Source organism: Streptomyces sp. CNT360 (genome assembly GCF_000424785.1).
Map to the genome: position 1 here is coordinate 36214 of NZ_AUKO01000027.1, position 22469 is coordinate 58682.

A 22469-nucleotide genomic window follows, 5' to 3' on the forward strand; every position below is an offset into this window, starting at 1 on the left:
CTCACCTGCGCGTCGAGCCCCGTCCCGGACAGTGCGACGGATCAGTCCTTGCGGACGTCCGGGACGTCGCCGGCGTCCTGGACGCCATCGGCAGCGACCTGTCGGGGCACCGGGGCCGGGCCCGTGCTGCCGGAGGGCGCGACCTCCTGGAGCTCCTTGGCTCCCGCGGCAGGGACGATGCCCACCTTGGACCTGCTGCCACGGCGCTCGATGAACTTAGCCAGCCAGGACAGGGCGAGGCACAGGGCGATGTAGATGGCGCCGAAGACGACGACCGTCTGCACCATCGGGTAGACGCCGCCCACCGGTGTGTTGTTGCCGATCAGGCGGGCCGAGTACAGCAGCTCCGGGTACAGGACCATGAAGCCGAGAGAGGTGTCCTTCAGCGTCACCACCAGTTGGCTGATGATCGTCGGCAGCATCGACCGCACGGCTTGCGGGAAGAGGATCGAGGCGGTCACCTGGGTCTTGCGCAGCCCCAGCGCGTAGGCGGCCTCCGCCTGTCCCTTGGGCACGGCGTTGACCCCGGCGCGCAGCACCTCCGCCTGAACACAGCCGTTGTAGATCGTCAGGCCCACCACCAGCGCCCAGAGCGAGGTCATGTGTCCGAGGATGCCGACCCACAGGGCGAAGATCGTGATGAGCAGCGGGATCGACCGGAAGAGGTCGATGAAGACCAGCGCCACCCAGCGCACCGGCTTGTGGTCCGACAGCCGTGCCACGCACAGGACGACGGCGAAGACGAGCGAGAAGACGCCCGCGAGGGCGAACACCTTCAGTGTGGACAGCAGCGCGTCCAGAATGTTCTCGCGGATGCCCGAGTAGTTGAAGATGTCCCACAGTTCGCCGGCGAACTGGCCGCGCTCGTGGAGCCGGTAGACGGCCCAGGCGATCAGGCCCAGCAGCACGAGGGTGCCGACGACGGAGTAGACGACGTTGCGGACCCGGGCCTTGGGACCGGGGGCGTCGAACAGGACGCTGGAGCTCATCGGGCGACCTCCAGACGGTTCTCCAGCAGCCGGAACAGGCCGTTGATGGCGTACGTGATGATCAGGTAGCCGATGGTGATCCAGATGAAGATGACGGCGATGTCGTAGCCGTCGTTGCTGAGCGTCTTCTGGATGTTGAACAGATCCACGTTGTCGAAGGCGCCGGCGATCGCCGTGTTCTTCGTCAGCGCGATGAAGATGCTGCTCAGCGGCGGAACAACGGTACGCGTGGCCTGGGGGAGCACCACGATCCGCATGGTCTGGGCGAAGGACATGCCGATCGCGCGTGCGGCCTCGGCCTGCCCCATCGGCACGGTGTTGATGCCGGAGCGTACGGCCTCGGCCACGAAGGACGACGTGTAGAAGCCGCAGGCACAGACGGCGAGCACGAAGGAGTTGATGCCGGGGAAGAGCACCTTGGGCACCACGAAGAACGCCACCAGGAAGAGCAGCGTCAGCGGGGTGTTCCGCAGCACGGTGACCCACAGGGTGCCGAATATGCGCAGGGGCGGCACGGGCGAGACCCGGAACCCCGCGATCACGAGGCCGAGCACCACGGCGAGCACGCCGCTGACGGCGGTGAGCGACAAGGTGCCGAGGAATCCCTCGCGGAACAGCGCCAGGTTGTCGAGAAGTACGTTCATGAGTTCTCCGCGAGGAGTCGCGTAGGTTGCGGCGGCCAGGTGGGGCGGCGGGAGCGGCCGGCCACCCCGTCACACACGGGGGCGGCTGCAGCGCACCGTCACCCCGTCACACGGGCGCGCCCCGCCCCCGCGCGACCCCGGCGCCCGGTGCGGCACCGAAGTCGGGGAGCGGGGCGCGGCGGATCACTTCTCGGTGATCTCCGGCGGCTTCTTGAACTTGGAGCCGGACTTGCCGAGGGTGGCCTCGTACACCTTCTTGTAGTCGCCGTTGTCCTGGTGGGCCTTGATGGCGTCGGCGACGGCCGTCTGCAGAGCCTTGTCGCCCTTCTTCAGGCCGACGCCGTAGGGCTCGTCGGAGAAGGGCTTGCCGACGACCTTGAGCTTGCCGGGGTTCTGGGCCGCGTAGCCGAGCAGGATCGCGTCGTCCGTGGTCACCGCGTCGACCTGACCGTCGATGACCTGCGAGACGCACTCGGAGTACTTGCTCAGCTCGGTGACCTTGGCGCCGTACTTCGGCTGCTTGATGACCTGCAGCGGTGTCGAACCGACGATCGAGCAGACCTTCTTGCCCTTGACGGCTTCCGGCCCGGTGACGTCCTTCTCGTCCTTGCGGACGAGCAGCGAGGCGCCGGCGTGGAAGTACGGGCCGGCGAAGTCGATCTGCTTCTTGCGCTCGTCGTTGATCGTGTACGTACCGATCATCAGGTCGACGTCACCCTTGGAGACGGCGGTCTCGCGCGCACCGGAGTCGACGGTCTTCCACTGGATCTGCTTGGCGGAGAAGCCCAGGTCGGCGGCGATCATCCTGGCGATCTCGATGTCGAAGCCGGAGTACTTCTTGGTGGACTGGTCCTGGAAGCCCAGGTAGGGCTGGTCCGCCTTGGCGCCGATGACGAGCTTGCCGCGCTTCTGGGCCCTCTTGACGGCGGGCGAGTCGACCTTGACGTCCTTGGCGACCTTGTACGTCGGCAGCGCCTTCTCGTCGGTCTGGTCCTTGGGCTTGTCGCCCGCGGACCCCTCCTTGCCGCCGCAGGCGGCGGTGGCGGCGAGAGCCAGGACAGCGGCTGCCGCCGCGGCGGTCTTGTGGAACCTCATAGTGAACATCCCTTGCTTGAACAGTCGATGGCCCGGTGCGCGGCGTGCTGCGCGGGGTCCGATGGCCCGGTGCCGGCGCCCCCCCCGGCCCGTGCCCGTGCCCCGAGGCCCGTGGCATGCGATCCGGGTCCGTGGGCGGTGCGGCAGCTCGTGGCTCCGTTGCCCGGTGGGCCCGTTGCCCCGTTTGCTGCCCCGTCGGAGCGTGCGCCGGAGGGCTCGCGGCCGGTGGCTCAGTGGTGCAGGATCTTCGAGAGGAAGTCCTTGGCGCGGTCGCTGCGCGGATTGCTGAAGAACTGCTCCGGGGCGGCCTCTTCCACGATCCGGCCGTCCGCCATGAAGACCACCCGGTTCGCGGCGGAGCGTGCGAACCCCATCTCGTGGGTGACGACGACCATCGTCATGCCGTCCCGGGCCAACTGCTGCATGACCTCCAGGACCTCGTTGATCATCTCCGGGTCGAGGGCCGAGGTGGGCTCGTCGAAGAGCATGACCTTCGGGTCCATGGCCAGCGCCCGGGCGATCGCGACGCGCTGCTGCTGGCCGCCGGAGAGCTGGGCGGGGTACTTGTCCGCCTGGTTGCCGACGCCGACCCGGTCGAGCAGCGTGCGTGCCACGCTCTCGGCCTCCTGCTTGTCCGCCTTGCGGACCTTGAGCTGGCCGAGGGTGACGTTCTCCAGCACCGTCTTGTGCGCGAAGAGGTTGAACGACTGGAAGACCATGCCCACGTCGGCGCGGAGCCTGGCCAGTTCCCTGCCCTCCTGGGGCAGTGGCTTGCCGTCGATCGTGATGCTGCCGGAGTCGACCGTCTCCAGGCGGTTGATGGTGCGGCACAGGGTGGACTTGCCGGAACCCGAGGGACCGATGACGACGACGACCTCGCCGCGTGCGATGGTCAGGTCGATGTCCTGGAGAACGTGCAGCGCACCGAAGTGCTTGTTGACGTTCTTCAGCACGACCAGCTCGTCGGTCGCGGGTTCGGGACCGCTTGCGTCCTTGGTCACCGATACTTCGCTCATCGGCGTACAGCTCCGTCCTCGTCGGTTGCGAGGACCCTAGTGAGCGGTCTGCGTGACCGTCATTACATCTGAGCTGAAATTGAGCATAACGATCTGGCTGCATCCGGGCACACTGGGTAAAGGGGACGGTACCGGCTGCGTAACGGATGCTTTTGCCCTCCCGGCACCCCCTTGACTCACCTGCGCCGATGGGCGTGGATGCACTGTCGGAGCGTTCGGTCGCGAGGCGGCTGAACGTGACCCGGGCCGGCCGGCGGTCCGGCCCGGTGACGGGACGACGACCGACGGACGGGACGACCACAGGAGGGCGCCGGTGAGACTGCTGCTCGTCGAGGACGACGACCGCGTCGCAGCCGCACTCTCCGCGGTCCTGGCGCGGCACGGCTTCGAGGTGACCCACGTGCGCAGCGGCGCGGAGGCGCTGCAGAAACTGCTGGTGGGCGACCGCGGAAGCCCCGGTTTCGCCGTCGTCCTGCTCGACCTGGGCCTGCCCGACCAGGACGGCTTCGAAGTGTGCGGCCGGATCCGCCGGACCAGCAGCACCCCCGTCATCATGGTGACCGCACGCGCCGATGTGCGCTCCCGCATCCACGGCCTCAACCTGGGCGCCGACGACTACGTGGTCAAGCCGTACGACATGGGGGAGCTGCTGGCCCGCATCCATGCCGTCAGCCGCCGCGCCGCCGCCGACGAGACGGGGGCAGCCGACGAGGAAGGCGTGCATTCCGGAGCCGATCAGGAGGGCGCCTCCGCCACGATCCGGCTCGGTGCTCTCACCATCGAGCTGCCCACCCGCCAGGTCGATGTCGACGGCGTGGAGGTGCCGCTCACCCGCAAGGAGTTCGATCTGCTCGCGCTGCTCGCCCAGCGGCCCGGCGTGGTCTTCCGCCGCGAGCAGATCATCAGCGAGGTGTGGCGCACCAGTTGGGAGGGGACCGGCCGCACCCTGGAGGTGCACATCGCCTCGCTGCGCTCGAAACTGCAGCGGCCGGCCCTCATAGAGACGGTGCGGGGCGTGGGCTACCGCATGGCCGCCCAGCGCGTCTGAGCCGGCACGGCCGGACCGGAACGGATACCACTCACTGTGCGCAGTCGCCTGCTTCCACTGCTGATCGTCCTGCTGGCCGGGATCCTCCTCGCGCTGGGCTTCCCGCTTGCCGTCAGCCAGGCGCAGGCCGAACAGCAGCAGGTGGTGGTCGACCGCATCGACGACACGGCGCGGTTCGCGGCCCTCGCCCAGTTCGTCACCTCCACCAGCCGGCCCGACGAGCGCCGCGCCACCCTCCAGCACGAGCTGGACCGCTACCACGGCCTCTACGGCATCCGGGCCGGCGTCTTCTACCGCGACGGCCGCACCATGGCTGCCTCTCCCCGGGACTGGCACGTCCCCGGGGACGGCGGCGGCGACGCGGCCGGACACCCGGACGGAGGGCGGGCGTTCGCCGAGGCGCTGGCCGGACGCCGCAGCCACGACCCGCCGCAGGTGTGGCCCTGGCAGCGCCAGGGGCGGATCGCCGTGGCGTCCCCGGTCATCCGGGACGGCGACGTGGCGGCCGTGGTGCTCACCGACTCGCCCACCGGACCGATGCGTTCGCGCATCCTGCGCGGCTGGACAGCGGTCGCCGCGGGGGAGGCCGCCGCGATGCTGCTCGCGCTCGGTGCCGCGCTCCGGCTGACCGGCTGGGTGCTCAAGCCGGTACGGACGCTGGACCGCGCCACCCACGAGATCGCCACCGGCAAGTTCACCTCCCGTGTCGTCGCCTCCGTCGGCCCTCCTGAGCTGCGCAGGCTCGCCCACTCCTTCAACGAGATGGCGGGCAACGTCGAGGGGGCGCTGGAGCAGCAGCGGGCGTTCGTCGCCGATGCCTCCCACCAGCTGCGCAACCCGCTCTCCGCGTTCCTGCTGCGCATCGAACTGCTCGCCCTGGAACTGCCCGAGGACAACGCGGAGATGGCCTCCGTGCGGGCCGAGGGCAAACGGCTGGCCCGCGTCCTGGACGACCTGCTGGACCTGGCGTCCGCCGAGCACACCGACGCCTCACACGTGGTGCTCACCGATGTCGCCGAGATCGCGGCCGAGCGGGTCGCCGCCTGGCGGCCCAGCGCCGAGCAGAAGGGGATCGCCCTGGAGCTCGCCGGGCAGGCGGCGGCCACCGGCTGGGCGGACCCGGTGGCGCTGTCCAGCGCACTGGACGCGGTGGTCGACAACGCCGTGAAGTTCACCCCCGACGGTGGCGCCGTCACGGTCACCGTGCGCGCGGGGGGCGACCATGTGACCGTCGAGACGGCCGACGGCGGGCCGGGTCTGACCGACGAGGAGCTGGAACGGGTGGGCGACCGGTTCTGGCGCAGCGGCCGGCACCAGAACGTCTCGGGGTCCGGCCTCGGCCTGTCCATCACCCGCGCCCTGCTGGCGGGCAGCGGCGCCGGGCTGTCCTTCGCGCACAACGCCCCGCAGGGCCTGCGGGTGCTGATCACCGTCCCCCGTGACGCCCCGCGGGAGGCCGGTCAGGGCTTGGCGGAGCGGTAGTAGCGCCGTGCTCCCTCGTGCAGCGGCACGGGGTCGGTGTAGATGGCGGTGCGAAGATCGACCTTCTGAGCCGCGTGCACCTCCCGTCCGATCTGGTCCCTGCTCTTGATGACGGACCGGGTGACGCCCTCGGTGAGCGCGGCGTCGGTACGGTCCGTGGTCACCAGCAGGTTGGCGATGGCGACGGTCTTGACGGACCGGCCGCCCTGCACCGCGGGGTACGTGTCCGGGGCCATCACAGCGGCGCGGTAGTAGCGCGCCTGGCGCCCCTGTTCGTGCAACTGGGGCAGCAGATCGCCGAGCTGCACCAGACGGATGTCCGTACGCTTCGCCAGGCGCTGGACGGCGCCCGTGGGCAGGCCGCCCGACCAGAAGAACGCGTCCAGCTTCCCCTGCGTCAGCAGGCGGGGCATCCGGTCGATGCCCTCCCGCACCGGGTGGATGTCGCGGTCCACGTCCAGGCCCGCGGCCTTCAGGAGCCGGCCGGTCACCAGGGAGACCCCGGAGCGCTTCTCCCCGACGCCGACCCGCATCCCCTTGAGATCCCGCGCGCTCTTGACCGGGGAGTCCCGGGGGACGACCAGATGCATGTAGTCGTCGTAGAGGCGGGCGCAGGCCCGGACCCGGGAGGCGTCCTTTCCGCCTTCGTGCTGGTAGGTGGCGAGGGCGTCGGAGGCGGTGATGGTGAAGTCCGACCTGCCGGAGGCCACACGCGCCACGTTCTGCACCGATCCCTGACTGTGCTGCAAGGTCAGCTCCACGCGGGGCAGGTCGCGGGCCAGTCGCTGCTTGAAGAGGGTGCCGTAGCGCTCGTAGACGCCGGTGGGCACCCCCGTGGCGAAGGTGATGCGACCGCTGGGGGAGGGGGCACGCGAAGGCACCAGCCACCACGCCAGCAGCCCGCAGACCACCACGAGAACGGCCGAGGTGACCAGGACGCGCCGTCGCCCCGCCGGGAGCCCGTCCGGCCCGGGCAGGGAGCGTGAGAGCGTTCGGGGACGCAGGCTGGCCATGGCAGGGGATACTGCCAGTCCGGTGGGCGCCAAGGGGAGTGCCCCTGGGGCACGCGCGCAGCCGGAGGGGATGGACCCGCGCGGAGGGGTGTGGCTTCTTCGCGGGCTGCAAATTTCACACTGTCGCTTGCTGAGTGGAACAGCAGGGGCCATAGTGACGGGCAGAAGACGTGTCCCGGTCCAGCCACCGGCCGGGACCAGCCCGACGGAAGGCGCCTCCACGTGTACGCCGCCCCCGCTCGCAGGGACCCCACAACTCCCCCTTCCGGCTGCCACGGCGGCACCGCGGATCCGGCCGCGTTGCACGGAAGAACCGCGGAGCCGGGCTGGCAGTTGAGCATCCCCGCGCGGGAACAGAACATCGCACGTGCTCGCGCCGCGTTCAGCGGATGGCTGGCCGAGCGGCACGAGCCGCCGATACCCCCCGAGACGGCCGACGACGCGGTCCTGCTGCTCTCCGAACTGACCACCAACGCGGTCGTGCACACCCGCCGGCTGCCCGGCGCCGAACTCCTCTGCCGTGCCGCCCTGGCCCCTCGCGGCACCCCCACCGCCGCGCTGCTCCGCCTGGAGGTCCACGACCCCGCCGAGAGCGGCGAGGGGCCCCACCTGAAGCAGAACGGCGCCGCCGACGAGAGTGGCCGCGGCCTGTGCATCGTGGCAGCACTCGCCACCGACTGGGGCGTACGGCCCTCCTCCCTGACGGCCGGCAACGCGGTCTGGGCGACACTGCGCCTCCCCGGCGAACTGCCTGCGGAATGACATGCGGTGATCTGCGTCACACCACCCCCGGCGGCGGCCGGGAAGCGCCTCCCGCGCGGCCTGAACCGTCCGTGCAAACGCCTACCCTGGTCGCATGAGCAGTAGCGACCGGAGTCAGGAAGCGGACGTCCAGGTGGCCGTCCAGGACGTCAAGGGGACGTACGAGGTACGCACCTTCGGGTGCCAGATGAACGTCCACGACTCCGAGCGGATGGCGGGCCTCCTGGAGGGCGCCGGATACGTACGCGCGCCCCAGGACGCGGACGCCGCCGACATCGTCGTCTTCAACACCTGCGCCGTCCGCGAGAACGCCGACAACCGGCTCTACGGCAACCTCGGCCAGCTCGCCCCCAAGAAGGCCGCCCGCCCGGGTATGCAGATCGCCGTGGGCGGCTGCCTGGCCCAGAAGGACCGCGACACCATCGTCAAGAAGGCCCCGTGGGTCGACGTCGTCTTCGGTACCCACAACGTGGGCAAGCTGCCCGTGCTGTTGGAGCGCGCACGGTCGCAGAGCGAGGCGCAGGTCGAGATCGCCGAGTCCCTCGAAGCGTTCCCCTCCACCCTGCCGACCCGCCGCGAGAGCGCCTATGCGGCCTGGGTCTCCATCTCCGTCGGCTGCAACAACACCTGCACCTTCTGCATCGTGCCGCAGCTGCGGGGCAAGGAGAAGGACCGCCGGCCCGGCGACATCCTCGCCGAGATGGAGACCCTGGTCGAAGAGGGCGTCACCGAGATCACGCTGCTCGGCCAGAACGTCAACGCCTACGGCTCGGACATCGGCGACCGCGAGGCCTTCAGCAAGCTGCTGCGCGCCTGCGGCCGCGTCGACGGCCTCGAACGCGTCCGCTTCACCTCCCCGCACCCGCGCGACTTCACCGACGACGTCATCGCTGCCATGGCCGAGACACCCAACGTGATGCCGCAGCTCCACATGCCGCTCCAGTCCGGCTCCTCGCGCGTCCTGAAGGCCATGCGCCGCTCCTACCGGCAGGAGCGCTTCCTCGGCATCATCGAGAAGGTCCGCGCCGCCATCCCCGACGCCGCGATCTCCACCGACATCATCGTCGGCTTCCCCGGCGAGACGGAGGAGGACTTCGCCGAGACGCTGCACGTCGTCCGCGAGGCCCGGTTCGCCCAGGCGTTCACCTTCCAGTACAGCAAGCGGCCCGGTACGCCCGCTGCCGAGATGGACGGGCAGATCCCCAAGCAGGTCGTCCAGGAGCGCTACGAGCGCCTGGTGGCCCTGCAGGAGGAGATCTCCTGGGCGGAGAACAAGAAGCAGGTCGGTCGCACCCTGGAGTTGATGGTCGCCGAGGGTGAGGGCCGCAAGGACGACGCCACCCAGCGCCTGTCCGGCCGCGCTCCCGACAACCGGCTGGTGCACTTCGCCCGCCCCGAGGAACCCGTGCGACCCGGCGACATGGTGACTGTCGAGATCACCTACGCCGCCCCGCACCACCTGCTCGCCGAAGGCCCCGCCACCAGCGTGCGCCGCACCCGCGCGGGCGACGCATGGGAGCGCCGCAACACCAGCGAGGCGGCACAGCAGGCACAGCAGGCACAGCAGGGCGCCGGCGTGATGCTCGGACTGCCCACGGTCGGCGTCCCCGAGCCGCTGCCCACGGCCACCGGCGGATGCGGCCTGGCCTGACTCCGCCGCGGAGCACGGTGACGCGTCCCGCCGTCACCTGTTCACAAGTTCTCGCACGCGCGGGTGAGTCACGGCGCGGGGAGGGTGGGAAGTGGTGCGCGGGGCACTTAGGCTGCCCGCCATGCTTGTCGCCGCAGCCGTATGCCCCTGCCCCCCGCTGCTCGTACCCGAGGTCGCGGGCGGTGCCGCCGCCGAGATGGATGCCGCCCGCGCCGCCTGCTACGACGCCATCGGCGTCCTGGCCGCCGCCCGCCCCGACCAGCTTCATGTGATCGGCCCCGCGGAACAGTCGGGCCGCGGCCCGCACCCGCAGGGAGCGCGCGGCTCCTTCGCGGGCTTCGGCGTCCCCCTGGAAGTGAGCCTCGGCAAGGGCGAGCCCGCCCGGCGCGAGCTGCCGCCTTCCCTGACGGTGGGCGCCTGGCTGCTGGAGCGCACCGACTGGACCAGTTGCCCGGTCGAGGGCCTCGGCATCGGCGAGCCACTGACGCGGTCCCGCTGCGAGGAGGCGGGCCGTGAGCTGGCGCAGAGCGCGGACCGTGTCGCGCTGCTGGTGCTGGGCGACGGCACCAACTGCCGCACTCTCAAGGCGCCGGGCTACTTCGACGACCGGGCTGCCGCGTTCGACGCCGAAGCCGCTCGTGCCCTCGGCGCCGCCGACACCGAGGCGCTGCTCGCGCTGGACGAGGAGCTGGCCTACGACCTGCAGGCGGCGGGGCGCTCCTCCTGGCAGACACTCGCCGGCGCGGCCCCCGGAGCCGGCCTGGCCGGCCGCCTCTTCTACGACGAGGCCCCCTACGGGGTCGGGTACATGGTCGCGAGCTGGTCGTAGGGCCCATGCCGCCCGTCGGACCGTCTGCCGATGACCGGTAACCGACAGTCGGCGGCCGGGGAAAGACGCGAAAAGGCAGCGGGGGCGTGCGCTCAGCACGTCCCCGCTGCCGGGCCGCTGCCGGGCCGCTGCCGGGCCGCTGCCGGGCCGCTGCCGGGCCCGGGCGGGTTCCGGGCCGCGCGTCGGCCCTGGCGCCCATCGCGGGGCCGGTTAGGGGCGCCCCCCGACTCCGGCAACGCTAGCTCCCGGAGCTGCCGGAGCTCCCGGAACCGCTTCCGCCGCCCGCGGGCCCCGTACCGCCGCCACCGCCTCCGGCGGAGCCGGAGCCGTCCTGGCCGCGCCCCTCGTCGGCCAGCCGTTGGGCGGTGTCCTTGGCCTTACGGGTGCCGCTGTCGATCTGGCTGCTGTACTTGCCCTGGGTCTTGGAGTCCGCAGCCTTCGCGGCCTTGTCCAGCCCTTGCTGGACCTTGTCACCGTGCTGGCCGAGCATGCTCTTGACCTTGTCCATGAAGCCCATCGCGGTCACCTTCCTGCCGTGCCGTACGAGCTGGTGCCGCACGGCCTACTTGCGGGCGTTGTCCCCGGACTCGCTGTCGGCGGCCTCCTCGGCGGACTGCTGCTTGGGGATGTCGACGGTGCCCTCGTCGGTCCCGTCGACGCCTGTCGCACGTCCGGCGCCCGCCTCGGCGTCGGCCGTGTCACTCTCGACGTTCTCGCCCTGCGCCGAGTTCCCCGAGCCCTCCTGCCGAAGCTCCGAGCCGGGCGCGGACGCCGGGTCGGCCGGAGCGGCCGAGGAGTCCCTGTGCGCCTCGGGCGGGCTTTCGCGGGAGGTCGTACTTTCCGCGGTCTGCTCACCCGCGCGCGGCCCCGCGGTGTCGGCGCCGTCACCTTCCTCCGCGTCGGCCTGCGACGCCTGCCCGGGGGAGGCGGACGCCTGCGTTTCCTCCGCGGGGGTGGCCTCGGGGGTGCCCTGTGTTGACTTGCTGGACGAACGACGGAGAAGCTTCGCAAAGACGCCCATATCTACTCCAGACCATACTCGTGTGGGCGAAATCCCGCGCCTTGCGGAGCGTCTCATTGCGCCGCCCCGGGGGCGCCGGTACGGAGACCGGCTGTCGGAACCTCGCAACGGGCAACGACCCCGTGGACGGTGCGTCACGTCGCTCGTTCGAGAAGCCGAAACCGTGTTTGCGAGACTTGACGGGTGAACGCCCGAGCCGCCACTCAGCCCTCCTCACCGGAGCCCGCGCCGCCGCAGTCCCCGTCGGACGGTCCGCCCGTCGTCGCCGTCGTCGGACCCACCGCCGCGGGCAAGTCCGACCTGGGGGTCACCCTCGCCCGTGAGCTGGGCGGCGAGGTCGTCAACGCCGACTCGATGCAGCTCTACCGCGGCATGGACATCGGCACCGCGAAGCTGACCGTCGAAGAGCGCCGAGGCGTCCCCCACCACCTGCTCGACGTGTGGGAGGTCACCGAGGCCGCGAGTGTCGCGGAGTACCAGCGGCTGGCCCGTACGGAGATCGACAGGTTGCGCGCCCAGGGGCGGGTGCCCGTGCTGGTCGGTGGTTCGGGACTGTATGTGCGCGGGGCGCTCGACCGGATGGAGTTCCCCGGCACCGACCCCGGCGTGCGGGCCCGACTGGAGGAGGAGCTGGCCGCACACGGCTCCGGGGCGCTGCACGCGCGACTGGCGGCGGCCGACCCGGAGGCGGCTCGCGTCATCCTGCCCGGCAACGGCCGCAGGATCGTCCGTGCGCTGGAGGTCATCGAGATCACGGGCCGGCCCTTCACCGCCAATCTGCCGGGCCACGAGGCGTTCTACGAGACCGTGCAGATCGGCGTCGACGTCGCCAGGCCGGAGCTGGACGAGCGGATCGCCCGCCGGGTGGACGCCATGTGGGATGCGGGACTGGTCGAGGAGGTCGCCGAGCTGGAGAAGCAGGGGCTGCGTGAGGGCCGCACGGCCTCACGGGCCCTGGGGTACCAGCAGGTCCTCGCGGCGCTCTCCGGTGAGTACGCGCTCGACGAGGCACGCGAGGTGACGATTCGCGCGACGAAGCGGTTCGCGCGCCGTCAGGACAGCTGGTTCCGGCGCGACCCCCGGGTGCACTGGCTCAGCGGAGCGGTCGCCGACCGCGGGGAACTACCCGGTGCGGCGCTGGCGTTGCTCATGAAGGCGGTTACATCCTGATCACGTGATGGCATCGGGAAGCCCTGCGCGACCGTCCCGTTACCGTCGGCGTGTCATCATCGTCCATCGTTGGGAGCTGTGCAGGGCGAGTCGGGAGGGCGTGTGGCAATGGAGGCCGGCCCTCGCGACAACTCGTCCCGGGCGGGTGTGGAGCCGCCCGCCGTCAGGGCGCCGCATCCCGGCGCGGACGCGGGCGTGGACCCCGACAGGGTGCCGCGGCCCGCTGCAGGGCCAGGGGCCGACGCGGTGCAAGGGGCCGATGACATGCCAGGGATCGACATGCTGCCGGGATCGGATGCCAAGCCGGTCCCGGACGTGGCTCGGGGCGTCACTGCGGCGGCGAGCACCGGCCCGGCGGCCCACGACGCTCCCGTGCCGGATTCCGGCCGCGGCCCGGGCCGCGATGCGGTCGCGGGCGGCGGCGCGCTGTCCGGCGCCGGTCCCGTCCAGCGCCCGAACGAGGGGCCGGACACCGACGCGGCGCAGGACATCGACGAGTCCCCGGCCACCGACCCGGCAGCGGAGGCCGGTACCGGGCCGGACGGCGCCGATGCACCCACAGGTGACGACGCCGTGCCGACAGGGGACGACGCCGGGTCCGTGGGCGCCGCCGCGGAGCCGGGTGGGGAGGCGGCGCCGGAGGAAGCTCTGGCCGCCGGCCCGCCGGTCGAGTCGCACGAGTTGCGGCCCCAGCGCAAGCTGCGGTTCTGGCAGCTCGCCCCCATCGTGGTGCTCGGCGCCCTCGGCTCACTGATGTTCGCCTTCCCGCTCGCCTTCGAGCCCGGGGGCAGCGCCGGTGCCGTGGTCTCCATGCTCGGCCTGCTGCTGTGCGGCTGCGCAGCGGGGTGGGGAGTGATGGCGGCCCGCAAGGTGGGCCACACATGGCCGGGCCTCCCGGGCCGGGGCTCGAACAGACGCCCCGACTGGCGCGTCGTGCTGGTCTACGCGGTGGTCGTGTGCACCGTGGTCGTGCTGGCTGTCTGGCGGGTCGAGCGGCTCCGCCACTGACCTGGGGTCCTGCCCCGATCCGCGGACCGCGCCACGCTCCCGTACGATCAAAACTGTGACCAGCGCACCAGGCGTGCCGTTCCTCAAGGGCCACGGCACCGAGAACGACTTCGTGATCACCCCGGACCCGGACGGCGTGCTCGAACTGTCGCCGTCGGCGGTCGCCCGCCTGTGCGACCGCAGGGCAGGCATCGGCGCCGACGGCGTGCTCCGCGCCGTGCGCACGGCGGCGCACCCGGAGGCGGTGTCCATGGCCGCCGACGCGGAGTGGTTCATGGACTACCGCAACAGCGACGGTTCGGTCGCCGAGATGTGCGGCAACGGCGCCCGGGTCTTCGCCCACTACCTGGAGCGGGCCGGGCTGGCAGAGCCGGGCGACCTCACCCTTGCGACCCGCGCGGGTGTGCGCCGGGCCCACGTCGCCAAGGACGGCGCCGTCACGGTCGGCATGGGTGCGGCGTGGCTGCCCGACGGGGACGAGGAGACGGACCGGATCACCGTCAGCGCAGCCGGGCACACCTGGCCGGCCCGCAAGGTCGGCATGGGCAACCCGCACGCGGTCGCCTTCGTGGCCGACCTGGCGGACGCGGGCCCGCTGCTGGAGGCCCCGGAAGTGCGTCCCGCCACCGCGTACCCGGACGGCGTCAACGTCGAGTTCGTCGTCGGACAGGGGCCGCGCCATGTCGCGCTGCGGGTGCACGAACGCGGTGCCGGGGAGACGCGCTCCTGCGGCACCGGAGCCTGCGCGGTCATGGTGGCCGCCGCCCGGCGGGACGGGCACGACCCGCGCGTGGACGGCACCCCCGTGACGTACACGGTGGACGTGCCCGGGGGCCGGCTGGAGATCACCGAGCGCGCCGACGGGGAGATCGAGATGACCGGCCCCGCCGTGATCGTCGCCGAGGGCCGGATCGACCCCTCACTGCTCCGGTAGAGCCGCCGAGCACCCGGGCCCGGCTCTGCGCCCGGCATCGCACGATGGGGTGATCCGCCTCACCCCGGACGGAAGTCGGTCATCGGCGCGTGATGGGGTCGGTAGCATCGCAGCCCCGGCCCGGGGGCGCGGTACGAGCGGGAGGTGGCCATGGGCGCGGTGCGCGGTCTGCGGAAGCTCAGCAGAGCGGCACTGCTGGGTGCCGCCTCACGGCACGCGCTGCCGGACGCCATCGAGCACGTCGCCAAGGTCCACCGGGCACACCATCCGCGGGCCGACCTGCGCCCGCTGAGGCGGGCTTACGTGCTGGCCGAGTCCTCGCACCGCGGACAGACGCGCAAGAGCGGCGAGCCCTACATCACCCACCCTCTCGCGGTCACTCTGCTGCTGGCCCAGCTCGGCGCGGAGACCACCACGCTCACGGCCTCGCTGCTGCACGACACGGTGGAGGACACCGCGGTCACGCTCGACCAGGTGCGTGAGGAATTCGGTGACCAGGTGTGCTACCTGGTGGACGGCGTCACCAAGCTGGAAAAGGTCGACTACGGGTCGGCCGCGGAGCCCGAAACGTTCCGCAAGATGCTGTTGGCCACCGGGAACGACGTGCGGGTCATGGCGATCAAACTCGCCGACCGGCTGCACAACATGCGCACTCTCGGCGTCATGAGGCGCGAGAAACAGGTGCGCATCGCACACGTCACACGAGACGTACTCATCCCGCTCGCGGAGCGGCTGGGCATCCAGGCGCTCAAGAGCGAGCTGGAGGATCTGGTCTTCGCCGTGCTCCGCCCGGAAGAGTACGCGAGCACGCGCGAGTTGATCCGCGAACACAACGCTTTGCCCGATCCGCTGACAGGCCTGGCCGCCCAGGTGCGCCGCACCCTGCGGGACGCCGGAATCGCCGCACAGGTGCTCATCCGCCCCCGGCACACCGTTTCGGTCCATCGGATGCGGCTCAAACGCGGCGAGCTGGGCGACTGCGACTTCGCACGCCTGCTGGTGCTCGTGGAGGAGGACGCGGACTGCTACGCGGTACTGGGCGAGTTGCACACCTGCTTCGCTCCACTGGTCTCCGCGTTCAAGGACTTCATCGCCGTTCCCAAGTTCAACCTCTATCAGTCGCTGCACACCGCCATCGCCGACGAGGACGGCCGTGTGGCCGAGGTTCTGGTGCGTACCCGCCGGATGCACCGCGTGGCCGAGACCGGCGTCATCGCCCTGGGCGACCCGCACGCGGCGGCCACGGCGGAAGCCGCCCACGAGGCCACCCACGACGCCGCTGAAATGACCGAAGGAGCCGAGACGGCCGGGGCCGCCGAGGGTGCGTCCGCGGTGGGTCGCGGGGACGGCACGACGGAGCGCGCCGATCCGACGCGGCCCGGCTGGCTCTCCCGGCTCCTGGAATGGCAGAGCCACGCACCCGACTCCAACACCTTCTGGCAGGAGCTGCGCGACGAGCTGGCGCAGGACCTGGAGATCACCGTCTACTGCGCCGTCCCCGGGACGGAGCGCTTCGGGAGCGGCGCGCTGCCGTTGCCCGCCGGAGCGACCTGCGTGGACGCGGCGTACGCGCGGCTGGGGCAGGCCGGGCACCGGTGCATCGGGGCGCGCGTCAACGGACGGCTGGCCGCCCTCACCACAGTGCTGCGGGACGGTGACGCGCTCCAGCTCTTCCTGGAACCGAGCCAGGGAAACCCCTCCGGGCCCGCGCCGGAATGGCTCGACCACGTACGGACGCCGTCCGCCCGGCTCGCCATCCGGGAGTGGCTTGCCGCGCCCGACGGCCGACGGGCGGACACCGCGCCCGACAGATCCCCCACATCGCCCGCGCGCGGCGCGTCCGCCGACACTGCTCCCGCCGCTGAGACTCCCGCGAGCGGTCCCGACGGCACCGGTTCCGGCCCCGCAGCGGGGACGCCCGCCGCTTCGACTCACGCCGGGACGGCTTCCGCCGCGGCTGCCCGCAGGAGCGCCTCCGGGCCGATCCCCACCACCGCGGGCACGCTCGCCTACGGAGCGGGTACGGGCACCGACGCGTCGGCCACCGAGACCTCTGACGTCCGGGAAAGCGGCACCCTGGACACCGCAGCGTCCCGCACCGGCCTCACCGACACCGGAGCCTCTGGCTCCGGCGGTCGGGGCGACGGAGCCTCCCGCTCCGGCTCCCGCGGCACCACCGTGTCGCCCGCTGCCGCCTCCGCGCTCGGTGCGCCGCCCGGCGCCACGACACGCGCTCCCGGTCAGCCCGGAGCCGACGGGAGAGACGCTGCCTCCGATGTCGCGGGAGATGCGGAGGCCGCCGCCGTACCGGAGGACCCCTCCGAGCGGGCGGCGACCGCTTCTTCCTCCGTCGCTCCCATGCGCGCCGAGGCGTCCTTCGGGGTGACGGATCCTCGATGGGAGCAGCAGCCAGCGGATGACGGGGGGTCCGGGCACGACGTGCCGGGCTCCACGGGGCGCGACGTACGAGGAGCGCGGCGTGGCAGGGGCGCCACCGGGCGGACGGGACGGCGTGGCGAGCGGTACCCGGAGAATGTGCCAGTCGTACCCGGCCGACCGGACACCCCGGTACGGCTGGCCCGTTGCTGCACACCGGTACCGACCGACGCGGTCACCGGGTTTCCGGTGCGCGGCGGCGCCGTCACGGTGCACCGGGACGGTTGCCAGTCGGTGGCCCGCATGGCTTCGGCGGGACGCCTGACGCTTCCGGTGCGCTGGCAGCAGGGCGCGGCCGGGTGCCGGGTCACCCTGCGGGCCGAGGCGCTCGGGCGGCCCCGGCTGCTCGCCGACCTCACGGAGGCCATCGCGGTGCACGGCGCGGCCGTCGTCGCGGCGGACGTGGAGCCGCCGCGCGAGCAGCGGGTGCGTCACACGTACACGCTCCAGCTCCCCGACGCTGCCGAACTGCCCGCGTTGATGCGTGCGATGCGGCGCGTGCCCGGCGTCTACGACGTGAGCCGTTCCGCCTCGCGGCCCCTCTCCGACTGAGGTTCGCCCGGGCGTGTGCGCGTCCCCTTTCGGGTGGACGCGGGCGAGGAAGATCACCACCGGCACCGGTCACTGGTAGCGATGACCCATGGCCAGTACAGCCCTCACCGCCCGTGACCGTTCCGGTGCCTGCTCCGACGCCCTCTCCGGCGCACCCTCCCGCAGGGTGCGCCGCCGCTGCACGGTCGCCGGTACGGTCACCGTGACCGCCCTCGCGCTCGTCGGCGCGGCCCTCCCTCCGGCACCCGGGGCCGCCGGAATCGGCGACCCTCTCTTCCCTCATCTGGGCAATCCCGGCTACGACGTCCGCGCCTACGACATCGCCTTCGACTACAGCGGCGACAACAAGAAGCCCCTCACCGCCCGCACGCGCATCGACGCGCAGGTCACCACGGGGAACATGCGTCACGTCAATCTCGACTTCGCCGGCGGCGACGTGCGCTCGGTGGAGGTCAACGGCCTGCCTGCCCAGCACGCCAGAGTCGGCGAGGATCTGGTGATCACCCCTCGGACGCCGCTGCCGCGCGGCTCCTGGCTGCACATCGAGGTGCACCACACCAGCGACCCGACGACGAAGAACGGCGGCTGGGTGCGCACCAAGGACGGTCTGGCCATGGCCAACCAGGCCGACGCCGCACACCGCGTCTTCCCCTCCAACGACCATCCCGCCGACAAGGCGATGTTCACCTTCCACGTGCGCGCCCCGCGCGACCTGACCGTGGTGGCGGGCGGACTGCCCGTGGGGAAGAGCCGAGCGGGCAAGCGCGGTGCCGACACCGTGTGGACATACCGCATGGGCCACCCCATGGCCACCGAACTGGCCCAGGTGTCCATCGGCAGATCCGCCGTCGTCCGCGCCACCGGCCCGCACGGACTGCCGCTGCGCCATGTCGTGCCCGTCAAACAGCGCAAGGCGCTGGAACCGTGGCTGAAGAAGACTCCCGACCAGATCGCCTGGCTGGAACGGCGCGCCGGTCAGTACCCGTTCGAGAACTACGGCGTCCTGGCCGCCGAGGCCCAGACCGGATTCGAGCTGGAGACCCAGACGCTCTCGCTGTTCGAGAGCGACCTGCTCGTCAATCCGCAGTACCCGTCCTGGTACAAGGAGTCCCTCATGATGCACGAGCTGGCGCATCAGTGGTTCGGCGACAGCGTCAGCCCGCGCCGCTGGACGGACCTGTGGCTGAACGAGGGCCACGCCACCTGGTACGAGTGGGCGTACGCGGCGGGGCGTGGTGGCTTCTCCGTCGAGGAGCGGGCACGGGCCTCGTACGAACTGTCCGACAGTTGGCGCAAGCGGTACGGGCCCCCCGCGGCGCTGCTGCCCGCCAAGACCGACGGAAAGATCGACCTGTTCAGCCCGATCGTCTACAACGGTTCGGCCGTGGTCCTCTACGCGCTGCGGGAGCGCATCGGCAAGGACGCCTTCGCGCGCCTGGAGAGGGAGTGGCCGGCCCGCCACCGCGACGGCAACGCCGACACCGCCGACTTCATCGCGCTGGCGAGCGAGGTCTCCGGGAAGGACCAGAGCGCGTTCCTGAAGAAGTGGCTCTACGGGAAGACCACCCCGCCCATGCCGGGCCACCCGGACTGGAAGCAGAAGTCTCCCGAGGAGCAGAAGAAGACCGCCGACAAGCAGCACAAGGCCGCCCACGAGCAGCGCGCACACCACCAATGAGTACCGCAAGAACTCCGGCAGTCCACTCGTTGCGGAGCCGGGGCATCTCATGACTGACGTCGAATACGGATGACGACACCGCTGCGTCGTGCGACCATCTGGTGACCGCGCGGCGCAGCGGTACAGCACGCGGTCATGGGCTTCGGGCCATGACGTGCGCCGCCTGGGCGCTGTCCCAGGACAGGGGCCGTGGGCACCCGGGGAATCTTCCCGGGCGCCGGGGCGTTGTTGCGGATACGGAAATGTCTTTCGACCTTAAGGATCCACTTGACCCTCTCCTCCTCCCTTCCACAGAACGGCCAGCGTTCCGCCACGACGAACCGCCGAGCCGACGCCCTGATGGAAGAGGACGTCGCTCTGAGTCACACGCTCGACGAAACCCGTGACGGTGATCAGTTCGACCGCTCCGAGCGGGCGGCACTGCGGCGAGTGGCCGGTCTCTCCACCGAGCTGGAGGACGTCACAGAGGTCGAGTACCGGCAGCTCCGCCTGGAGCGGGTGGTGCTGGTCGGCGTCTGGACGTCCGGGACGGCGCAGGACGCCGACAATTCCCTCGCCGAGCTGGCGGCGCTCGCGGAGACGGCGGGCGCGCTCGTGCTCGACGGCGTCATCCAGCGCCGGGACAAGCCCGACGCGGCCACGTACATCGGCTCCGGCAAGGCCGAGGAACTGCGGGACATCGTCCTGGAGACCGGTGCCGACACGGTGGTCTGCGACGGTGAGCTGTCCCCGGGCCAGCTCATCCACCTGGAGGACATCGTCAAGGTCAAGGTCGTCGACCGCACGGCCCTGATCCTCGACATCTTCGCCCAGCACGCCAAGTCCCGTGAGGGCAAGGCGCAGGTCTCGCTCGCACAGATGCAGTACATGCTTCCCAGGCTGCGGGGCTGGGGCCAGTCGCTGTCCCGGCAGATGGGTGGCGGTGGCTCCGGCTCGGCCGGCGGGGGCATGGCCACCCGCGGCCCCGGTGAGACCAAGATCGAGACGGACCGGCGGCGCATCCGCGAGAAGATGGCGAAGATGCGCCGGGAGATCGCCGACATGAAGACCGGCCGTGATGTGCAGCGGCAGGACCGCCGGCGGCACAAGGTCCCCTCGGTCGCCATCGCCGGGTACACCAACGCCGGCAAGTCCTCCCTCCTCAACCGGCTGACCGGAGCCGGGGTGCTGGTCGAGAACGCGCTGTTCGCCACGTTGGACCCGACCATCCGCAAGGCGGAGACGCCCAGCGGCCGGGCCTACACGCTGGCCGACACCGTCGGCTTCGTACGACACCTTCCGCACCACCTGGTGGAGGCGTTCCGCTCCACCATGGAGGAGGTCGGCGACTCCGACCTGATCCTGCACGTGGTGGACGGCTCCCACCCCGACCCGGAGGAACAGCTTGCGGCGGTGCGTGAGGTCGTGCGTGACGTCGGTGCCGTCGACGTGCCCGAGATCGTCGTGATCAACAAGGCCGACGCCGCAGACCCGCTCGTGCTCCAGCGGCTGCTGCGGACCGAGAAGCACGCGCTCGTCGTCTCCGCCCGCACCGGGCAGGGCGTCGACGAGCTGCGGGAGCTGATCGACGAGGAGCTGCCGCGTCCGTCGGTGGAGCTGGAGGTGCTGCTTCCGTACACGGAGGGCAGGCTCGTCTCCCGCGTGCACGACCAGGGCGAGGTGCTCTCCGAGGAGCACACCGAGCACGGCACCGTGCTCAAGGCCCGGGTGCACGAGGAACTGGCTGCGGAGCTGCGCGCCTTCCAGCCCGCCGCTGCGCGGTGATGGAAGGGATACGCGCGGAGCGTCGCCTGCGGCGGTGAAACGCTGCTCGGAGCGATGCCTACAGCGACGAACAGGTCGGCCCCCTCCTGATCTCGGGAGGGGGCCGACCTGTCGTGTGCCGGGTGCGAGCGGCGGGTCAGCCCTTCTGGCCCGCGGCGTCGAAGACGCCCTTGGCAGTCCTGCCCAGCCGGGGCCCGGCGAGCCAGGTGGCCGGGTGCGGGCCGATGGAGTTGACGGAGATCAGCTCCGGCTTGCCGCCGGCCCCCTTGACGAGCCAGGCGCCGCCCGAGGATCCGCCCGTCATGGTGCAGCCGATGCGGTAGAGCGCGGGCTGCGACGGGTCGATCCTCATCGCACCCGGCTTGTCCGTGCACGAGTACATCTTCGCGCCGTCGAACGGCGGTGCGGCCGGGTAACCGTAGTTGCTGACGCCCCGGATACGGGAGAGCGACGGCGCGTCGAAGTTGACCTTCACGGCGTTGCCGACGGTCTCCTCCAGCGACTTGCCGGTCTTGTCGACAGGCTGGACGCTCAGCACGGCGAAGTCCTGCTGGGAGCCGCCGCCTCCGGAGTGCTCACCCTTCTGGATCCAGTAGTCGGTGGTCTGCGCCCACTTGACCCACCACTCGCCGTAGGGCGCCACCTGTTGCGGGGGCGCGTTGTTGACCGACGGCATGGCCAGGCCCCGGTCGTTGAAGGCCGGGATGAAGGTGATGTTGCGCAGCCAGCCGCCGCTGCGGCCCGAGTGCACGCAGTGGCCCGCGGTGGCGACAAGGTTGGACTTGCCCGGGCGGCGCGGGTCCTTCACGACCGTCCCGGAGCAGACCTTCGGCCCCTCCGGGGTGTCCATGAGGACCTTGCCCGCCGGAGCGGCATTGCGGGTGTAAGGGGTCTTGACGGCCTGGGTCTTCACCGGGCGCGGCTGAGAGGTGTCGGCTGTCCCCGAGGTGCTCTCGATGTTCTTGGGGACGTTCTTCTCGTTGTCCTGGGCCTTCTTCATCCGCCCCAGGTTCCAGTGACCCTTGATGTAGGGGTTGACGAAGTCCTTCGCGTCACGCACCCACTGGTCCTTGTCCCAGTTCTTCCAGGCCCCGCCCCGCCACCCGTCGAGGTCCTTGAGCGAGGTGGGAAGGTCCTTCGGCACCTTGTCCGGGATGCCGATCCTGTCCTTGTCTCCACCGGAACTGTCGGAGCCCTTCGGAGAGTCGGAGGCGGCTGCCCTGGTGTCCGTCTTCTTGCCGGAGTCGTCGCCCGAGCCGCAGGCCGTGGCGGTCAGGGCCAGCGTCGCGGCGAGTGCGGCGGCGGCCATGACCGGGCGGCCGCGTCCTGTTCTGTGTATGCGTGACATGGTTCGAGGTCCCCCTGGAAGGAGTCGTA

19 protein-coding genes are annotated in these 22469 nt (G+C 71.3%); 11 read left to right on the forward strand and 8 right to left on the reverse strand.

Translation table 11 applies throughout. The features are described from left to right. Window positions 1-41: 41 nt before the first annotated feature. The 4 genes from H297_RS37495 to H297_RS0120505 form a co-directional block, all read right to left on the reverse strand. Window positions 42-989, reverse strand: coding sequence for an amino acid ABC transporter permease (locus H297_RS37495; protein WP_078514374.1), 948 nt, complete (start codon window positions 987-989; stop codon window positions 42-44). Further along, window positions 986-1633, reverse strand: coding sequence for an amino acid ABC transporter permease (locus H297_RS0120495; RefSeq protein WP_027738585.1), 648 nt, complete (start codon window positions 1631-1633; stop codon window positions 986-988). The genes H297_RS37495 and H297_RS0120495 overlap by 4 nt, the downstream gene beginning before the upstream one ends. Before the next feature lie 183 nt (window positions 1634-1816). Further along, complete coding sequence (locus tag H297_RS0120500) at window positions 1817-2728, reverse strand: glutamate ABC transporter substrate-binding protein (protein ID WP_027738586.1); 912 nt, start codon at window positions 2726-2728, stop codon at window positions 1817-1819. Between the two features lie 230 nt (window positions 2729-2958). Beyond that, entirely contained in the window at window positions 2959-3744 is a 786-nt protein-coding gene (locus H297_RS0120505; protein ID WP_027738587.1) for an amino acid ABC transporter ATP-binding protein, read from the reverse strand. 313 nt (window positions 3745-4057) lie between these two features. On the opposite strand from H297_RS0120505, the gene H297_RS0120510 reads away from it, so the two are divergent. Both H297_RS0120510 and H297_RS0120515 read left to right on the forward strand, forming a co-directional pair. Further along, a complete protein-coding gene (locus H297_RS0120510; protein ID WP_027738588.1) occupies window positions 4058-4792 on the forward strand; it encodes a response regulator transcription factor in 735 nt (244 codons plus the stop codon). A 36-nt stretch (window positions 4793-4828) separates the two neighbouring features. Continuing rightward, window positions 4829-6274, forward strand: a complete 1446-nt coding sequence (locus H297_RS0120515) for a sensor histidine kinase (protein ID WP_027738589.1) — start codon at window positions 4829-4831, stop codon at window positions 6272-6274. On the opposite strand, the gene H297_RS0120520 is transcribed toward H297_RS0120515, so the two are convergent. Further along, window positions 6253-7287, reverse strand: coding sequence for a TAXI family TRAP transporter solute-binding subunit (locus H297_RS0120520; RefSeq protein WP_078514376.1), 1035 nt, complete (start codon window positions 7285-7287; stop codon window positions 6253-6255). The two genes, H297_RS0120515 and H297_RS0120520, sit on opposite strands and share 22 nt — an antisense overlap. A gap of 300 nt (window positions 7288-7587) precedes the next feature. Here H297_RS0120520 and H297_RS37500 point away from each other — a divergent pair, with 300 nt between their 5' ends. The 3 genes from H297_RS37500 to H297_RS0120535 all read left to right on the forward strand — a co-directional run bounded on the left by H297_RS37500 (window position 7588) and on the right by H297_RS0120535 (window position 10529). Continuing rightward, entirely contained in the window at window positions 7588-8049 is a 462-nt protein-coding gene (locus H297_RS37500; protein WP_037794895.1) for an ATP-binding protein, read from the forward strand. 94 nt (window positions 8050-8143) lie between these two features. After that, entirely contained in the window at window positions 8144-9700 is a 1557-nt protein-coding gene (miaB, locus tag H297_RS0120530; RefSeq protein ID WP_027738591.1) for a tRNA (N6-isopentenyl adenosine(37)-C2)-methylthiotransferase MiaB, read from the forward strand. Between the two features lie 121 nt (window positions 9701-9821). Continuing rightward, window positions 9822-10529, forward strand: a complete 708-nt coding sequence (locus tag H297_RS0120535; RefSeq protein WP_027738592.1) for a class III extradiol dioxygenase subunit B-like domain-containing protein — start codon at window positions 9822-9824, stop codon at window positions 10527-10529. Window positions 10530-10767: 238 nt separating this feature from the next. On the opposite strand, the gene H297_RS0120540 is transcribed toward H297_RS0120535, so the two are convergent. Further along, window positions 10768-11046, reverse strand: a complete 279-nt coding sequence (locus tag H297_RS0120540) for an antitoxin (protein WP_027738593.1) — start codon at window positions 11044-11046, stop codon at window positions 10768-10770. A gap of 45 nt (window positions 11047-11091) precedes the next feature. Next, complete coding sequence (locus tag H297_RS37505) at window positions 11092-11550, reverse strand: hypothetical protein (protein WP_037794897.1); 459 nt, start codon at window positions 11548-11550, stop codon at window positions 11092-11094. Window positions 11551-11733: 183 nt separating this feature from the next. Between H297_RS37505 and miaA the strand changes: the two genes are divergently transcribed. The 6 genes from miaA to hflX all read left to right on the forward strand — a co-directional run bounded on the left by miaA (window position 11734) and on the right by hflX (window position 21092). Beyond that, the gene (miaA, locus tag H297_RS0120550) at window positions 11734-12720 is read left to right on the forward strand and encodes a tRNA (adenosine(37)-N6)-dimethylallyltransferase MiaA (RefSeq protein ID WP_027738594.1); all 987 of its coding nucleotides are present in this window, start codon (window positions 11734-11736) and stop codon (window positions 12718-12720) included. A 489-nt stretch (window positions 12721-13209) separates the two neighbouring features. After that, window positions 13210-13728 carry a hypothetical protein gene (locus H297_RS37510; RefSeq protein ID WP_486589596.1) on the forward strand — a complete coding sequence of 173 codons (519 nt, stop codon included), beginning with the start codon at window positions 13210-13212 and terminating at the stop codon, window positions 13726-13728. A gap of 55 nt (window positions 13729-13783) precedes the next feature. Beyond that, complete coding sequence (gene dapF / locus H297_RS0120560) at window positions 13784-14662, forward strand: diaminopimelate epimerase (RefSeq protein WP_199787240.1); 879 nt, start codon at window positions 13784-13786, stop codon at window positions 14660-14662. A 150-nt stretch (window positions 14663-14812) separates the two neighbouring features. Further along, complete coding sequence (locus tag H297_RS44430) at window positions 14813-17650, forward strand: RelA/SpoT family protein (RefSeq protein WP_486589592.1); 2838 nt, start codon at window positions 14813-14815, stop codon at window positions 17648-17650. Window positions 17651-17738: 88 nt separating this feature from the next. Continuing rightward, window positions 17739-19328, forward strand: a complete 1590-nt coding sequence (locus H297_RS37520; RefSeq protein WP_078514378.1) for a M1 family metallopeptidase — start codon at window positions 17739-17741, stop codon at window positions 19326-19328. A 267-nt stretch (window positions 19329-19595) separates the two neighbouring features. Next, the gene (hflX, locus tag H297_RS0120575; protein ID WP_027738596.1) at window positions 19596-21092 is read left to right on the forward strand and encodes a GTPase HflX; all 1497 of its coding nucleotides are present in this window, start codon (window positions 19596-19598) and stop codon (window positions 21090-21092) included. A 136-nt stretch (window positions 21093-21228) separates the two neighbouring features. On the opposite strand, the gene H297_RS0120580 is transcribed toward hflX, so the two are convergent. Beyond that, entirely contained in the window at window positions 21229-22440 is a 1212-nt protein-coding gene (locus H297_RS0120580) for a hypothetical protein (protein ID WP_027738597.1), read from the reverse strand. Window positions 22441-22469 lie beyond the last annotated feature (29 nt).

Coding starts and splice junctions, on each gene's coding strand:
- H297_RS0120580 (WP_027738597.1), bottom strand. CDS start 22,440: ATGTCACGCATACACAGAACAGGACGCGGCCGCCCGGTCATGGCCGCC.
- H297_RS44430 (WP_486589592.1), top strand. CDS start 14,813: ATGGGCGCGGTGCGCGGTCTGCGGAAGCTCAGCAGAGCGGCACTGCTG.
- H297_RS0120505 (WP_027738587.1), bottom strand. CDS start 3,744: ATGAGCGAAGTATCGGTGACCAAGGACGCAAGCGGTCCCGAACCCGCG.
- H297_RS0120540 (WP_027738593.1), bottom strand. CDS start 11,046: ATGGGCTTCATGGACAAGGTCAAGAGCATGCTCGGCCAGCACGGTGAC.
- H297_RS0120535 (WP_027738592.1), top strand. CDS start 9,822: ATGCTTGTCGCCGCAGCCGTATGCCCCTGCCCCCCGCTGCTCGTACCC.
- H297_RS37520 (WP_078514378.1), top strand. CDS start 17,739: ATGGCCAGTACAGCCCTCACCGCCCGTGACCGTTCCGGTGCCTGCTCC.
- H297_RS0120495 (WP_027738585.1), bottom strand. CDS start 1,633: ATGAACGTACTTCTCGACAACCTGGCGCTGTTCCGCGAGGGATTCCTC.
- H297_RS37495 (WP_078514374.1), bottom strand. CDS start 989: ATGAGCTCCAGCGTCCTGTTCGACGCCCCCGGTCCCAAGGCCCGGGTC.
- H297_RS0120500 (WP_027738586.1), bottom strand. CDS start 2,728: ATGAGGTTCCACAAGACCGCCGCGGCGGCAGCCGCTGTCCTGGCTCTC.
- H297_RS37505 (WP_037794897.1), bottom strand. CDS start 11,550: ATGGGCGTCTTTGCGAAGCTTCTCCGTCGTTCGTCCAGCAAGTCAACA.
- H297_RS0120520 (WP_078514376.1), bottom strand. CDS start 7,287: ATGGCCAGCCTGCGTCCCCGAACGCTCTCACGCTCCCTGCCCGGGCCG.
- miaB (WP_027738591.1), top strand. CDS start 8,144: ATGAGCAGTAGCGACCGGAGTCAGGAAGCGGACGTCCAGGTGGCCGTC.